The 14,653-nt window shown below is 68.0% G+C and carries 11 protein-coding genes; 4 read left to right on the top strand and 7 right to left on the bottom strand.

The genetic code is table 11. The annotated features are described in order from the left end of the window. Window positions 1-15: 15 nt before the first annotated feature. From ING98_17970 to ING98_17960, 3 genes are all read right to left on the bottom strand, one after another. A complete protein-coding gene (locus tag ING98_17970; protein ID MCA3103760.1) occupies window positions 16-1,002 on the bottom strand; it encodes a tripartite tricarboxylate transporter substrate binding protein in 987 nt (328 codons plus the stop codon). A gap of 344 nt (window positions 1,003-1,346) precedes the next feature. Then, entirely contained in the window at window positions 1,347-2,741 is a 1,395-nt protein-coding gene (locus tag ING98_17965; GenBank protein MCA3103759.1) for a ribonuclease H-like domain-containing protein, read from the bottom strand. Further along, on the bottom strand, window positions 2,738-5,314 hold the full coding sequence (locus ING98_17960; protein MCA3103758.1) for a DEAD/DEAH box helicase: 2,577 nt from the start codon (window positions 5,312-5,314) through the stop codon (window positions 2,738-2,740). The genes ING98_17965 and ING98_17960 overlap by 4 nt, the downstream gene beginning before the upstream one ends. Window positions 5,315-5,429: 115 nt before the next feature. Between ING98_17960 and lexA the strand changes: the two genes are divergently transcribed. Next, window positions 5,430-6,083, top strand: a complete 654-nt coding sequence (gene lexA / locus ING98_17955; protein MCA3103757.1) for a transcriptional repressor LexA — start codon at window positions 5,430-5,432, stop codon at window positions 6,081-6,083. Then, the gene (gene mltB / locus ING98_17950; protein ID MCA3103756.1) at window positions 6,080-7,087 is read left to right on the top strand and encodes a lytic murein transglycosylase B; all 1,008 of its coding nucleotides are present in this window, start codon (window positions 6,080-6,082) and stop codon (window positions 7,085-7,087) included. The genes lexA and mltB overlap by 4 nt, the downstream gene beginning before the upstream one ends. Before the next feature lie 1,075 nt (window positions 7,088-8,162). Here mltB and ING98_17945 read toward each other — a convergent pair. Beyond that, entirely contained in the window at window positions 8,163-9,332 is a 1,170-nt protein-coding gene (locus ING98_17945; protein MCA3103755.1) for an ABC transporter ATP-binding protein, read from the bottom strand. A 132-nt stretch (window positions 9,333-9,464) separates the two neighbouring features. Here ING98_17945 and ING98_17940 point away from each other — a divergent pair, with 132 nt between their 5' ends. Then, complete coding sequence (locus tag ING98_17940) at window positions 9,465-11,147, top strand: iron ABC transporter permease (GenBank protein ID MCA3103754.1); 1,683 nt, start codon at window positions 9,465-9,467, stop codon at window positions 11,145-11,147. Here ING98_17940 and ING98_17935 read toward each other — a convergent pair. After that, window positions 11,101-11,655 (bottom strand): hypothetical protein, encoded by a 555-nt coding sequence (locus tag ING98_17935; GenBank protein MCA3103753.1) that lies wholly within the window; start codon window positions 11,653-11,655, stop codon window positions 11,101-11,103. The genes ING98_17940 and ING98_17935 overlap by 47 nt on opposite strands. Window positions 11,656-11,880: 225 nt before the next feature. Continuing rightward, window positions 11,881-12,906: an extracellular solute-binding protein gene (locus ING98_17930; protein ID MCA3103752.1), complete on the bottom strand. Its 1,026-nt coding sequence runs from the start codon at window positions 12,904-12,906 to the stop codon at window positions 11,881-11,883. 281 nt (window positions 12,907-13,187) lie between these two features. Here ING98_17930 and ING98_17925 point away from each other — a divergent pair, with 281 nt between their 5' ends. Continuing rightward, window positions 13,188-14,045 carry a patatin-like phospholipase family protein gene (locus ING98_17925; protein MCA3103751.1) on the top strand — a complete coding sequence of 286 codons (858 nt, stop codon included), beginning with the start codon at window positions 13,188-13,190 and terminating at the stop codon, window positions 14,043-14,045. Here the strand turns inward: ING98_17925 and ING98_17920 are convergent. Then, window positions 14,017-14,640, bottom strand: coding sequence for a C40 family peptidase (locus ING98_17920; protein ID MCA3103750.1), 624 nt, complete (start codon window positions 14,638-14,640; stop codon window positions 14,017-14,019). The two genes, ING98_17925 and ING98_17920, sit on opposite strands and share 29 nt — an antisense overlap. Window positions 14,641-14,653: the final 13 nt, after the last annotated feature.

Below are 14,653 nucleotides of genomic sequence, written 5' to 3'. Positions count from 1 at the left end.
AGCAGTCGCGATTCGCTACTCGACCACCAGCTTCAGCTTGCGCAGGATGGGCGTGAACTGCTCGACCTGCCGGCGCAGCAGGGCGGTCATTTCAGGCCCGTTCGAGCCGACTGGTTCGGCGGCGATCTCGACCAGGCGCTTGACGACATCCGGGTGCCGTGCCGCCGCAGCGGATTCCTTCGACAGCCGGTCGAGTACGTCGCGCGGGGTCTTTGCCGGCGCGAACAGCCCGTTCCAGCCCTCGATCTCGAGCAGCGGAAAGCCAAGTTCGCGCACCGTCGGCACATCGGGCAGGGCCTTCACCCGGACCGGAGCGGTGGTGGCCAATGCGCGCAGTTCGCCCTTGCGGATGTTCTCGAGGCAGGTGGACAACTGATCGCCGCCGAAGTCCAGGCGGCCGGCCAGCAGTTCCAGGCGCATCGGATTGGCACCCTTGAACGGAATGTGGGTCATGTCGATGCGCGCTTCCTGCTTCAGGATTTCTCCCAGCACGTTCATCACCGAACCCGGCCCGGTCGAACCGTAGTTGTAGGACAGCTTGCGATTGCCCTGCAGCAGCTTGACGAACTGGGCGAGGTTCTTCACCGGCACCGACGGGTGTGCGAGTAGCATGAACGGGACGTTGGCCGACAGCGAGACGCCGGCGAAATCGTTGTCGAGGCTGTACAGAGGCTTGCCCTGCAGTGCCTGCACCGTCGAGGCCAGCGGGAAGGTGAGGTTGTGCATCATCATCGTGTAGCCGTCGGGATTCGCCCGGGCCATCACCTCCGCGCCGATCGTGCCGCCTGCGCCGCTGCGGTTCTCGACGATCACCGGCTGGCCCATCGACTCGGTCATGCGCTGCGCCACCAGTCGCGCGATGACGTCGGTGGTCCCGCCGGCAGGGAAAGGAACCACGATGCGTATCGCTTTCGAAGGAAAGGCTTGGGCCTGCGCGGCTGGCAGGTACGCAAGCGGCGCTGCTGCGGCAGCGACGATCAGGCGACGGCGATGGTGTTGCATGGGACTCTCCTCGGTAGCGCAACCTGTAGGGCAATCCGGTCGCCTCGCCGGATGCGGGACGGACGACCTTGCAGCCCGGAAAGTAATCGAAACGCGCGTTCCTGTGAATTCGAGCAAGCAGCGGTATGCGCCGCGCCATCGGTTCGCGGCCGCGAAATGCCTGCAGCGCGTACCGGAGCGTTCAAGGTGTAAGAAATAAATGACACAAAAAAATGTCAACGCGCGCAAACAATGTGCGTTAATAGGCGGGTCGGACGGGCTCCTCCCCCGGCCGATGCGTGTGAATCTCTCCGACGAGGTTTAAACCGGACTTACCGTCCGGTTTTTTTTCTGTCGCAGCTGGTTCAACCGAACAAGGCGCCATGGCGCTGGCGGCGCTGCTGCAGCCTTCGCAGGCGGCCGGCGTGTGCAGGGTCTGCAGGTGCCGCGCGGCAGAGTACTTCGCACCAGCGAAGCGCCTCGGCGAGGTCGCGGCTCACGTGCTCGTGGTACTTCGCGAGCGATTCCGCAGCGTCCAGCGAACCGGTGTCGGCGAGCGCCTGCCAGATCGGCAGGGCGAGGCCCCAATCGCCGCGTGCGCGATGCAGGTCGGCAAGCTCCAGCAGGGCGCGATCATCCATCGCGGCCTGTGCCGCCAGCAGGTGTGCACGGGCGCAGTCGGGCCTGCGCCGGCGCCGCTGCATGCGCGCGATCGCCGCCGAGTCGGGCATCGCCTGCCAAGGGTGCTCGACAGACGCGGACAGGGGCGCCGCCGGATCGACGAACACCTGGGCCAGCGCTGGCAGCAGGGCGGCCAGCGACAGCAGGTCGATGCGGTTGTGAAGCACCAGCGCGTCGAGTTCGCGAGTCTCACCGAACTGCACGAAATCGGCCCATACGGCCGGGATGCGGTGTCCCGGCAGATCATCGCTTCGCTCGATGCCGAGCAGCAGGCGCTCTGCAGTCTGCAGTCGGCAATCGGGCCAGCGCCGGGCGAACGCCGTGCGCACCGGATGCAGCAGGTCATGGTGCGCCAGCCGGGCCAGTCCGGCGCCCATCCGGGCCATCTTGAGGCGCGTGCACAGAAGCGGCAGGTCGAAAGACTTGCCGTTGTAGCTGACCAGCTCCACCGCATCCTGTGCGGACATGCTGTCGGCTGTGTCGTGCCCGAGCGCCGTGAGCAAAGCGCCGAGCAGGGCTGGCTCTGCGGAGAATCGGGTGATCAGCCATTGCGTGACGACCAGTGCCGGACCCTTCACCCTTGCGATGCCGACGAGGAAGGCGAGGGTGCCGGTGCCACCGGCAAGGCCAGTCGTCTCGGTATCGATGAAGACCAGGGGGGCGCGGCCGACCCCGGCCGGGCGTGGGCCGGTGAGCCAGTCGAGGTCGGGTGCTACCAGCGCCTCGAACGCGCGACAGCCATGCGGCTCGGACAGTGGGTGCCGATACTCGATCTCGATCAGGCCCGGCACGCAGGGCCGGCCACCGAGGCGCTCGGCAAGTTCTTCATCGGTCGGGCGGGCGAAAGCCGCCGCGCGCGTCGCGATCCGCTGCATCCGTTCGGTGAACGATGCGCCGGTATCGGGCTGCACCACGGTTTCGGCTGCAGCTGCCTGCGTGTGCACGGCCGGCACTTCAGCGCCGCCTGGCGGGACGTCCGGCCGGGCCGGGCCGGGGGCCTGGCGCGCGTTGCTGCCCGAGGGCAGTCGTCCGGCCTGGCGCGACAGGAGTGCGAGCCGGCTGGCCAGACTGCCACTCACAGCCCGTCGATGCCCTGCAGCATCAGCGACGCGTCCGCCGCCGCCGCGCGGTCGGCAGGCAGCGTGTCGCCGCTGTCGTCCGGCTGCAGCGTGCGCGGCTGCGCGGCGCCCAACAGGTCGAGCACGACCAGCGCATGCCGCTTCGGATCGCGTCCCGGTTTCTCGTCGGAATGCAGTATCGGGCCGACGCAGGCCGGGCAGCCCTGCTGGCAGGTACAGCCGCGGATCATGTCGGCCGCCTGCCGGACCACCTGCGCGCGCAGGTCGTACAGTGGCGTGGACAGGCCGACCCCGCCGGGATGGTTGTCGTACAGGAACACGGTCGGCGAGAACGCATGGTCGACATCCTGCTCGAGCGCGCCGGTGTCGAGCGGCTGGTCGTCCGGGCCGCGCAGCCTTCCGCGGCCGTCGGCGTCGACGGTCGCATGCCATCGGCCTTCCGCATCGCCGACGGCACGCCCGAGGTCGCGCACCTCGGCCATGGAAAGCAGCGCGGCGACGTGGTGCATCGCGTGGGCAGCGCCGAGGAACCCGTCGAGCGCCTGCCAGCGGCGCTCGAATGCGCGCTCGAGCAACCCCGGCTCCAGCCGCCACCAGACAGCGGTCGTGTGCATCTCGTTGTCGGGCAGGCGCACCTCGCCGTAGCCGATGTTCTCGTGCGTGTAGTAGCGGATCTTCTTGTAGCCGGCGACGCGGCGCACGATGTGGACCTCTCCGCGCACGGCCAGCGCGCCGGCGATGCCTTCCTGTTCGAACTCGTCGAGCACCTTCAGCCGGGTGAAGTCGATCGCATCGGTGTAGTAGTCGGCATCGGTACGGGTGACGAAGGCCTTGCGGCCTTCCCAGTCGAGGCGTTCGACCTGCCATGGCCGACTCTGCACCATGTAGATGGCCCCTTCGTACAGTGTCAGCGGCGCGCTCGACCAGTCGACCTCGGCGATCACGTTGCGGGCGCCGTCGGTGGTGTCGATGACGACGAAGTTGCCCTCCGCGATCGCACGCAGGCTCACGGTGCTGGCCGGGTAGCTGTCGGCGATCCAGTGCCAGCGGTCGCCCTCCCTGTGCACGACGCGCTCGCCGGCCAGGTAATCGAGCATCTCCGCGAGGGGTGGAGCGCCGAACGCATCGCCGGCGTGGAACGGGAGTTCGAACGCGGCGCAGCGCAGGTGTTCCATCAGGATCAGGAGCTGGTCCGGATCGATACGCGCATGTTCGGGCGACGCGCCGAAGAAGAATTCGGGATGGCGCACCATGTACTGGTCGAGCGGCTCGCTGCTGGCGACCAGCACGCCGAGCGAGGTGCGCTGGCGACGGCCGGCGCGCCCGAGGCGCTGCCAGGTGCCGGCGATGGTGCCCGGATAGCCATTGAGCAGGCAGACATCGAGCGCACCGATGTCCACGCCGAGTTCGAGCGCGGACGTGGACACGACGCAGTCGAGCGTGCCTGCGCGCAGGCGGCGTTCGATGTCGCGCCGTTCGGTCGGCAGGTAGCCGCCCCGGTAGGCCGCGACGCGCGGGGCGAGCCTTGGATCGGGATCGAACACGTCCTTCAGGTACTTGGTCAGCACCTCGACTGCCAGCCTGCTGTTGGCGAACACGATCGTCGACAGCGATTGCTTCAACGCGATCCGGGCGAGCCGGGTGACCTGGGAGCGGCTCGACGCGCGCAGGCCCAGATCGGCATTGATGACCGGCGGGTTCCACAGCAGCACATGCTTTTCGCCGGCCGGCGCGCCATTGTCGGTGATGCCGTGCACCGGTGCGCCGACCAGCCCTGCCGCCAGTTCGACCGGATTGGCGATCGTCGCCGAGCAGAGGATGAACACCGGGTCGGATCCGTGGAAGCGGCAGATTCGCCGCAGCCTGCGCATCACGTTCGCGACATGGGAGCCGAACACGCCGCGGTAGCTGTGCATCTCGTCGATCACCACGTACTTCAGGTTCTCGAACAGCTGCGCCCATTTCGTGTGGTGGGGCAGGATGGCCTGGTGCAGCATGTCGGGGTTCGACACCACGATGTCGCCGCGGGTGCGGATCGCCTGGCGCGCATCGCCGGGTGTGTCGCCATCGAAGGTGAATGCGCGTACGCCGAGTTCGCCCGCTTCGTTGAGGGCCAGCAGCTCCGCTACCTGGTCCTGGGCCAGCGCCTTGGTCGGGAACAGGTAGAGCGATTTCGCGCTGGTTTCGCGCACGGCCTGCAGTACCGGCAGGTTGTAGCAGAGCGTCTTGCCCGACGCCGTCGGCGTGACGACCACCGTGTGGGCCCCGGCGCGCACGCTGTCCCAGGCCGCGCGCTGGTGCGTGTACAGCGATTCGATGCCGCGCGCGCCCAGGGCCTGGCGCAGCGCCGGGTCGAGGTCGTCCGGGAATGGCGCGAACTTCGCCGCTCGGGCCGGCGCGACCCGGTGCGCGGTGATGCGGTCGCCGTAGCGGCGCTCGAGCCGGGACAGCAGGGGCTCGAGCGCCTGCGCGCGTGGCGCGACCTGCGTCCGGTGGTCCGCCTTCGAGCGGCGGCGCAGCGCGCGCGCCGAGCCCGGGGTGTCGGGGCCGTGCGCCCGGGCGGGAATCGTCATGTCGGGCACGCTGTTCTCCATTCGTTCTCCCTGCGATACTATGGGATATGCGCGGTCGGCGTCCACCTCCTCCACCTCCACCCGCGCCCGATCGATCAACCAGCATGCAGACCAGATGCCAAACGCGCCGCCTTCCCTGACACGCCGGCAGGCACAGATCCTGGCATGGCTGCGCGACACGCTTCCCGAACTTGATCATCCGCCGACGCTAGACGAGGTCTGCGCGGCGCTCGGCCTGAGTTCGCGCGGATCGCTGCACAAGCATGTACATGCGCTGGTCGTAGCCGGGCTGGTCGAGCCGATGAACGGCAGGCAGCGCGGCATCGTGCTGTGCCCTGAACAACCTGCGCCGCACCAGGTCGTACCCGTCGTCCCGGTGCTTGCGCAAGGCCAGACGCTGCCCTTGCTGGGTCGGGTCGCCGCCGGACAGCCGATCGATGCGCTCGAGGAAGATGCCGTGATCGAAGTCGGCGCTGGCTGGGCCGGTCGCGCCGACCACTACGCGCTCACCGTGCGCGGCGATTCCATGATCGACGAAGGCATCCACGATGGCGACGTGGTGGTGATCGAGCACCGTACCTCGGCACGCAATGGCGAGATCGTGGTGGCGCTGATCGATGGCGAGGCCGCGACGCTGAAGCGGATCGAGCAGCGTCCCGGCCAGGTCGTGCTGCACCCGGCAAATCCGGCATTCCAGCCGTTGGTGTTCGCACCCGCACGGGTTACGATCAGGGGTGTGGTCAAAGGGCTCATACGCAGGTACGGATGAATCGCCGAACGTTGATTGCAGCAATCGCCAATTCGGCGATGGTGGGCAGGGTGGCAGCGCAACCCGCGCCCGGCCCGAGGAACCTTTCGCCGGAGACCGAGGCATTCATCGAAGAGATGGTCGCGCGGCACCAGTTCGACCGTGAGGCCCTTCGTGCCACCTTCGCGCAGGTTCGCGTCCAGCAGCAGGTGCTTGGTGCAATGCATTCGCAGTCCAGGCCACGGCCCTGGTTCGAGTATCGGCCGGCCTTCGTCAACCGCCCTCGCATCGCCGGCGGCGTGCGCTTCTGGCAGGACAATGCCGCGGCGCTCGAGCGTGCGCAGGCCCAGTACGGCGTTCCGCCTGAACTGGTGGTCGCGACCATCGCCGCCGAGACCCTGTTCGGCAAGATGATGGGTACGCATCCGGTGCTCGATTCGCTGTCCACGCTGGCCTTCGATTTCCCCAAGCGCGCCGAGTTCTTCCGCGGCGAACTCGAGCAGTTCCTGCTGCTCGCGCGTGAGCTTTCGATCGATCCCACGCAGCCGCGGGGGTCGTTCGCCGGCGCGATGGGCATCCCGCAGTTCATGCCGACCAGCTATCGCAAGTGGGCGGTGGACTTCGATGGTGACGGCCGCATCGACCTGTTCCGCAGTGCGCCGGACGCCATCGGCAGCGTGGCGAACTACTACCGGGTGTTCGGCTGGGTCACCGGCGGCCCCGTGGCGGTCCGGGTTTCAGCGCCTGCAGAACTCGCCGAGACCCAGACAAAGCTCGGCATCCGCCCGCACACCACGGTGGGCGCACTGACCGCGCTCGGCTTCGTGCCCGCCTCCGAACTCGATCCTTCGCTGCCGGTGATGGTGTTCCCGCTGATCACGAAGGAAGGCACCGAGTACTGGTTCGGCTTCGACAACTTCTTCGTGATCACCCGCTACAACCGCGCGATCCATTACGCGATGGCGGTGTTCGAACTCGCGCGCGAGATCCGCGCGGCGCGGCCTGGCTCGACCGCGGCACCCTGATGCCGTCGCTGGCGGGTCCCGCCGGTCCACCGCCGGAGACAGGCGCCGCAGGACGCGATACGCTGATCGACGGCATCCGCGGCCTGGCGCTGTGCGGCGTGCTGGTCGTCAACACGATGTCGTTCCCGCATCTGTTCACCTCGCCTGTCGGCGTGGTCGAGCCGTCGGAGTCGATGCTTGCGCTGGTGGTCCAGGGCATCTGCATCGCGCTGTTCCAGGCCAAGAGCTACCCGCTCCTGATGTTCCTCGTCGGCTATGGCTGGGCGATGCGCACGCGGCGCCAGGGGCGCAGGCCGGACGCCGGCGTGGTCGCTTCCAGGCGCAGCCAGATGATGCGGCAGGGCGTGATCGGCGTCCTGCACGGCCTGTTCATCTACTACGGAGACATCCTGTCCTGGCTCGCCGTGCTCGGGCTGCTGCTCCTGGCCACGCCGAGGCGCCGGTTGCGGCGGTTGTGCCTGCTCGGTGCTGCGTGGGCAGGCCTCTGGCTGGTCGTCGGTGGCACGACGCTGGCCTTGATGCTGGCATTGCCCGCCCCCGCGCAATCGCCGGTCACCGCGCACTGGCTCACTCACGCGGGCAGCTGGCCCGAGGTGTTCGAACTCAACCGGATCGGCTATGCGTCCTACTTCTACCAGCTGCCGTGGCAGTTGCCGATGATGATCGCGCTCGGTATCGCCGGCGTGGTCGCCGGCCGGCTGCGCCTGCTCGAGCGCGCGCGCTGCGGCGCCCGCCTGTGGTCGATCGGTGCCCGGGTGCTGCTGCCCACGGGGCTCGTGCTCAACGTTGCACTGGCCGTCTGGCGGGGCGCACTGCATCCCGACGGGGACGTATCGGCGGTGGACTTCGCGACGCAGTTCACCGGGCCGTTGCTTGCGGCGGGCGTGGTGTGCGCGCTCGCGCGGGCATGGCATGCGGGCAGGGCGCGCCGACTGGCCATCTTCGCGCCCCTCGGGCGCATGACGATGTCGTTCTACGTCGCCCACACGCTGGCCTGCACCGCGTTGTTCGCCGGGCCGGCCGGTGCCCTCGGCCCAACCTTCGGTTCGGTCGGACTGTTCGCCTTCGGGATTGCCTACTGGGGTGCCGCCGTGCTGCTCGCCCCGGTCTGGCTCGCCCGGGCGGGGCGCGGTCCGCTCGAATCGATGGTGCGAGGCTGGGACGACCCGCGGTCGCGTGCCTCGCGCCGGAACACGATCACATGATCGGCCTCCACCCGGATGCCGATCTGCTCGCCGATGGCATGGTCGTGGTGGCTGGGCACGACCGACAGTGCCTCGCGCCCGTCCGGCAGCGCCAGCGTATAGAGGATGTCCGCGCCCCTGAACGCCTTGTGGACGACGCGGGCCTTCAGCGGGCTGGCGTCGTCGTGCACGATGTCATCGGGCCGTAGCAGCACTTCGACGTCGCAGTCGTTCACGCAGCCCGCGCAGCCCTTGCCGCATTCACTCGGCAGGTCGCCGGTGAGCTTGCCGATGCCGATGTCGATCCGGTGGTCTTCGAGCACCGTGCCCGGCAGGAACACGCCCTTGCCGATGAAATCGGCTACCACGTGGTTGGCGGGTCGATGGTACAGGTTGTACGGAGTGTCCCATTGCGCGAGGCGACCGTGGTGCAGGATGCCGATCTCGTCTGCCACTGCGAAAGCTTCGGACTGGTCGTGGGTGACGAGTATCGCGGTCGTTCCCTGCTGCTTGAGGATCTCGCGAACCTCCTGGCCGAGCCGCTCGCGCATCTCGACATCGAGGTTGGAGAACGGTTCGTCCAGGAGCAGCAGTTCCGGCCGCGGGGCGAGGGCCCGGGCTAGCGCCACCCGCTGTTGCTGGCCGCCCGACAGTTCATGCGGGAAGCGCCCACCGGAGTCTGCGAGGCCGATCACCTCCAGCAGTTCCGCAACGCGTGCCGCTCGCTGCGCGGCCGTCATCGTGCGCAGCCCGAAGCCGATGTTGCCGGCGACCGTCAGGTGCGGGAACAGCGCATAGTCCTGGAATACCATGCCGACCTGGCGTTTCTCGGGCGGCACCTGGCGCCCGGCACTGGCCACCTCGATGCCGTTGATCAGGATCCGCCCGGCCGCCACCGGCTCGAACCCCGCGATGCAGCGCAGGACCGTGGTCTTGCCGCAGCCGCTGGCGCCGAGCAGGCAACCGATCTGACCTCGCGCGAGCGAGAACGACAGGTCGTCGAACACACCGACGGCGCCGTAGGCATGGCTGACCTTGTCGAGGCGGAGGACGGGATCCATCAGGTGGCAATGACCAAGTTTGAATGAGAACGATTCGCTTTTCATTATAGCCGAGCTGGGGCAGAATCCGCGTCCAGTAACCACTTGCCGCCCCGCCGCGCAGCCAGCTGCAATCGGCGGGCCGCCGCACCGATGCCGCGCGCGCTGAAGTCACCGCTGGTCCTGCTTGCCCTGCTGCTTGCGCTGGTTGCCTCGATACCCGTGCTGTCGGTCGTGTCCAGCCTGTCCGCCAGCGGTACCGCCGGCGTGTGGCGGCACCTGATCGACACGGTGCTGGTCGACTACGTCGTGAACACGCTGGCGCTGCTGGTCGCGGTCGGCATTGGCGTCGCGGCGATCGGGGTAGGCACGGCGTGGCTGGTGACGATGCTCGATTTTCCGGGCCGGCGCCTGTTCGAATGGTTGCTGGTGCTCCCGCTCGCGATGCCGGCCTACGTTATGGCCTACGCGTACACCGACCTGCTCCAGTTCACCGGGCCCGTGCAGACCCTGCTGCGCGAGACCTTCGGATGGGGACGGCAGGACTACTGGTTTCCCGAGATCCGTTCGCTGGGTGGTGCCGCCGCGATGTTCGTGTTCGTGCTGTATCCCTATGTCTACCTGCTCGCTCGCACCGCGTTTGCCGAACGCTCGGCCAGCGTGCTCGAGGTGAGCCGCAGCCTCGGCTTCGGTCCCTGGGCCACGTTCTTCCGGCTGTCGCTGCCGCTGGCGCGGCCGGCGATCGCCGGCGGCGTTGCGCTCACTGCGATGGAGACGCTGGCCGATTACGGGACCGTGTCGTACTTCTCCGTGCAGACATTCACGACCGGCATCTATCGCGCGTGGCTTTCGCTGGGCGACCGGCTGGCGGCCGCACAGCTCGCATGCGCGCTGCTGTCGTTCGTGCTGGTCGTGCTGCTGGTCGAACGATCGACCCGGGGCCGCGCGAGCTACGCGACGGTCGGCAGCCGGAGCCGGCCGGTGATGGCGTTGCGCCTGTCCGGGGGCGCAGCAGTGCTCGCCATCGCCGCCTGCCTGGTGCCGGTGAGCATCGGTTTCCTGCTGCCCGCCGCGACCCTGCTGCACCTGGCGATCGATGCCCGTGCCGACCATTCGTTCGAACTGTACGCGCACCTGGCGTTCAACAGCTTCACGCTGTCCGGAATCACGGCCGTGCTGGCGGTCACGATCGCAACCAGCCTCGCGTACGCATTGCGCCTGCATCGCAGCCGGCTCACCCTGGCGGCGAACCGCGTGGTCGGGCTCGGCTATGCGGTGCCCGGCGCGGTGATCGCGGTCGGCATCCTGATCCCGCTTGCGACGCTCGACAACTGGCTCGACGCCCTGATGCGCGACCGGTTCGGTATCGCCACCGGCCTTCTGTTCACCGGAACGGTCGCGGCATTGGTCTATGCGTACCTGGTTCGCTTCCTCGGCGTGGCCCAGGAGGCCATCGACGCGGGACTGGGCAAGATCACGCGCTCGATGGACGATGCCGCGCGGTCGCTCGGATTCGGAGCTGGGGCCACGCTGTGGCGGGTGCATCGGCCGCTGATGTGGACCAGCGTGCTCACCGCCGCGCTGTTGGTGTTCGTCGACGTGATGAAGGAACTGCCGGCGACACTGGTGATACGCCCGTTCAACTTCGACACGCTGGCTACACAGGCTTACACCTTCGCCTCGGATGAAAGGCTGGGGCAGGCGGCAGTCGCCTCGCTGGTCATCGTGGCGGTCGGCATGCTGCCGGTGATGCTGCTGACCCGCACGATGCGCATCCGCATCGCCCCGATCAGTCCAGTTGCAGCCGGGTCGCAATCGCGTCCGGCAACTGCCTGACGTCGGACAGCACGATCGACCTGCGGGCGGCGTTCACCCGCAACACCCAGCCGGACTGCGCGCCGGTGGCCTGGCTGATGCTGCCGGTTCCCGCAGGGGGGCGGCGCCCGGCGTCACCCGGCGTCAGTTCGACGTCGACGCCATGGCGTTCACGCAGCAGTTCGGCCAGGCTCCATGCAGTGCGACGGCCCGCATCGTAACCATCGGGCCAGTGGACGAAGGCTGGCTCGAACACGATCCGTACCAGCCGGCGGTCGCGGTCCCCGGCCACCAGGGTCACGAACGGCACGTGGCTGGAGCGCGAGGACTGGGTTTTCAGGATACGGGGCGCGCTGTTTAGCATGATGTAGAAGTTCGAGTCCTTCGCGACCTCAGCCGCTGGGGCGGCCAGTGCCGACGGCACCTCGATGCGCACGATGCTGACCGGATCGCGGCGAAGTGGCGGCAGTGTCACGTAGCCCGCTGGCGCATTCGACTGGACGATCCGGATTGCGGCTTCGATCGGCATGCCGAGCGCCAGCCCCATCATCTCGGGGGCGCGGGCCGGCGCGCCAGCAGGACCCGTCGTCGTGTCGCCGGCCGCCGTCGCTGAATGTACGCGCGCTGCGCCGGCTCTCGGGGCGATCGCGCCGACGCAGGCTGGCAGGACGAGGCCGGCCGCCCAGAGCAGGGCGCGGCGCCGTGGCCGGGCGGCGCCGCGACCGGTCGCAGTCACTGCCGCAGGACGGCCAGGCTACTTCCAGCCGACACGGTCGAGGATCTTCTGGGCCAGGGCCTGGTTACGGCCGAGCACGCCGATGTTGAACGACTCCGCCTTGAACTTGCCGAGCGAGGCAAGCTCCGGATTCCGGGCGATGGCGGAAGAGACCACCGGCCACTCGTTGTTGCCGTCTGCGAAATAGATCTGCGCTTCATCGCTGGCGAGGTATTCGAGGAAAAGCCGGGCGGCCGACGGGTTCGGTGCGGTACGAAGCATTCCCGCGCCCGATACGTTTACATGTGTACCGGAAGATGCCTGGTTCGGGAACGACACGGCGACCCGTTCGATCAGTTGTCGGTCCTGCGGACGGGCCGATTTCATCAGCCGCACATAGTAGTACGTGTTGACCACCGCGATATCGCATTCCCCGGCGCCGACACCGAGCAACTGGTCGGTATCCCCGCCGCGCGGCGGGCGGGCGAGGTTGGCGACCACGCCGCGGGCCCATTCCTCGGCCTTCGCCTCGCCCAGGCGTTCGATCATGGAGGCCATCAGCGACAGGTTGTAGACGTGGTTGCTGGCACGGATGCAGAGTCGACCCTTGAACCGGGGATGTGCGAGATCCTCGTAGTTCGCGACCTCTTCCGGTCGTACCGTCTTGCGGTTGTATGCGATCACGCGTGCCCGCGTCGAGAATCCGAACCAGGTTGCTGCGGGCGTGCGCAACTGGGCGGGAATCCGCGCATTGAGCACCGGCGAATCCAGTGGCTGGAACAGATCGAGCTGTTCGGCGCGCCACAGGCGCCCGGCGTCCACCGTGATGAACACATCGGCCGGGCTGTTGCGGCCCTCGCTGCGCACGCGTTCCAGCAGCGCATCCTCGCCCGCCTCGATGCGGTTGATCTTGATCCCGGTCTTGCGCGTGAAGCCCGTGTAGAGCGCCTCGTCTGTCTGATAATGGCGAGCCGTGTAGAGGTTCAGGACCTTGTCGGTCTGGGCCGCGGCGGGCGCCGTGGCCAGGACGACCGCTGCCGCGCAGAGGGCGCCTGCCAGAGGCATCGTCAGCAGGCGGTAGAGTGAGTTGTCTTGCATGGCGTTTTCGATCTCGGGCTGTGGACGGGTCTACGCAGGGGCGAAACAGCGTCGGTCAGATGCCTGGACGACAGGATCTTAACAAGAAGAATTCTCGTTTGTAAATGATAAATATTCGCATTGGAAGGCTGTTCTGGCGGTGTTCCGCCTGCGTCGTGGCGCTCTGTCTGCTGGCGACCGGGTGTGCATATCGTCCGCCTGCGCCGACGCAGGACGCTGCCGTATCGGGCCCGTCGGTGGCACCAGCCATGCGCCCGCCGGGCGGGTTGCCACAGCAGCCTCGACCCGAACCGGTCGCCACGGCGCCGCGGATCGGGCTCGCGCTGGGCGGCGGGGCGGCGCGCGGCTTCGCCCATGTCGGCGTGATCATGGCCCTCGAGCAGGCCGGTATCGTGCCCGACTATGTGACGGGCACCAGCGCCGGTGCGGTCGTCGGCGCGATCTACGCGGCCGGCTATCGATCGGCCGACCTGCTGCGCATCGCCAGGCAATTGGCGGAAGCGGACGTACGCGATCTTGCGCTGCCCGACCGCGGCTTCGTGCGCGGCGAGCGCCTCCAGTCGTTCATCAACCGGGCGGTGCAGGACCGGCCGATCGAGAAGCTGAACATTCCATTTGCCGCGGTAGCCACCGACCTGCAGTCCGGCGAGGGTATCGTCTACCGCCGGGGCGACACCGGCCTGTCGGTGCGGGCGTCGAGCGCGGTACCCGGAGTATTCCGTCCGGTCCTGATCGGCGACCGGCAGATGGTGGACGGTGGCCTTACCCATCCCATCCCGGTCAGGGCTGCGCGTGCTCTCGGCGCGGAACTGGTGATTGCGGTCGACATATCCAGCCAGCCGCAGTACTCCAGGATCGCCGGTTCGATCGATATCCTGCTGCAGGCGTTCACGATCATGGGACGCGCGCTGGGCGCTTCCGAACTGGCCGAGGCTGACGTGGTGATACGTCCCGCGATCGGGCAGATCTCCGCCACCGATTTCGAAAGCCGGCAACTGGCAATCGAGCAGGGGCAGCGTGCCGCCCGTTCCGCCCTGCCGGAGATCCGGCGCCGGATCGAGGCAGCCACCCGGCGGCTCAGCCCGCCAGCCGACGCGCTCCGTTGAAGCGGCTGACCCAGTACCGCTCGCCCATGTTCACGATATGCACCCGGCCGCCACGGCTGGGTGCATGGATGAATCGTCCGTCGCCGACATAGATGCCGACGTGCGAGAACCGCCTGCCGCGGGTATTGAAGAACACGAGATCGCCGGGTTCCAGTTCCCCCTGGCCGACGCTGGTACCCATCCGGGCCATTTCGTACGAATTGTGCGGCAGCGATCGTCCGGTCACCCGGTCGAAAACGTAGCGTACCAGGCCGCTGCAATCGAACCCTGTATCGGGACTGCGCCCCCCGAAGGTATAGCGGATGCCGATCATGCCCATGGCCTGCATGGCCATTTCCTGTGCCGAGTTCAGCGCGCGGTCGGCGAGACTCTGCACGGCCGATGGCGACGGAGCGGCTGGTTCGGTTCCGCCCGCGACGATCGGATCAGGGCGCAATTCCTGCGCGCGCGCGCTGTCGATACCCTGCAGCGACAGAAGGACGCTGGCCGCGACGATGGAAAGGATCAGGCTGCGCTGTACGAGCGATCGGGATGCGGCAAGGGCGGTCGACAGTGCTGCAACAGACCTGGCGGATCGAGCGGGGAGATAAGGCATGTTCTGAAGATCC

This window comes from Rhodocyclaceae bacterium (assembly GCA_020248265.1).
Taxonomy (GTDB): Bacteria; Pseudomonadota; Gammaproteobacteria; order Burkholderiales; family CAIKXV01; genus CAIKXV01.
This window is presented reverse-complemented; position numbering and strand designations above follow the sequence as displayed.

Bases quoted from the DNA above. Each gene is read 5' to 3' on its own strand.
- ING98_17920 (MCA3103750.1), bottom strand. From the start codon at position 14,640: ATGCCTTATCTCCCCGCTCGATCCGCCAGGTCTGTTGCAGCACTGTCG.
- lexA (MCA3103757.1), top strand. From the start codon at position 5,430: ATGCCAAACGCGCCGCCTTCCCTGACACGCCGGCAGGCACAGATCCTG.
- ING98_17960 (MCA3103758.1), bottom strand. From the start codon at position 5,314: ATGACGATTCCCGCCCGGGCGCACGGCCCCGACACCCCGGGCTCGGCG.
- ING98_17930 (MCA3103752.1), bottom strand. From the start codon at position 12,906: ATGCCTCTGGCAGGCGCCCTCTGCGCGGCAGCGGTCGTCCTGGCCACG.
- ING98_17945 (MCA3103755.1), bottom strand. From the start codon at position 9,332: ATGGATCCCGTCCTCCGCCTCGACAAGGTCAGCCATGCCTACGGCGCC.
- ING98_17935 (MCA3103753.1), bottom strand. From the start codon at position 11,655: ATGCCGATCGAAGCCGCAATCCGGATCGTCCAGTCGAATGCGCCAGCG.
- mltB (MCA3103756.1), top strand. From the start codon at position 6,080: ATGAATCGCCGAACGTTGATTGCAGCAATCGCCAATTCGGCGATGGTG.
- ING98_17925 (MCA3103751.1), top strand. From the start codon at position 13,188: ATGCGCCCGCCGGGCGGGTTGCCACAGCAGCCTCGACCCGAACCGGTC.
- ING98_17970 (MCA3103760.1), bottom strand. From the start codon at position 1,002: ATGCAACACCATCGCCGTCGCCTGATCGTCGCTGCCGCAGCAGCGCCG.
- ING98_17940 (MCA3103754.1), top strand. From the start codon at position 9,465: ATGCCGCGCGCGCTGAAGTCACCGCTGGTCCTGCTTGCCCTGCTGCTT.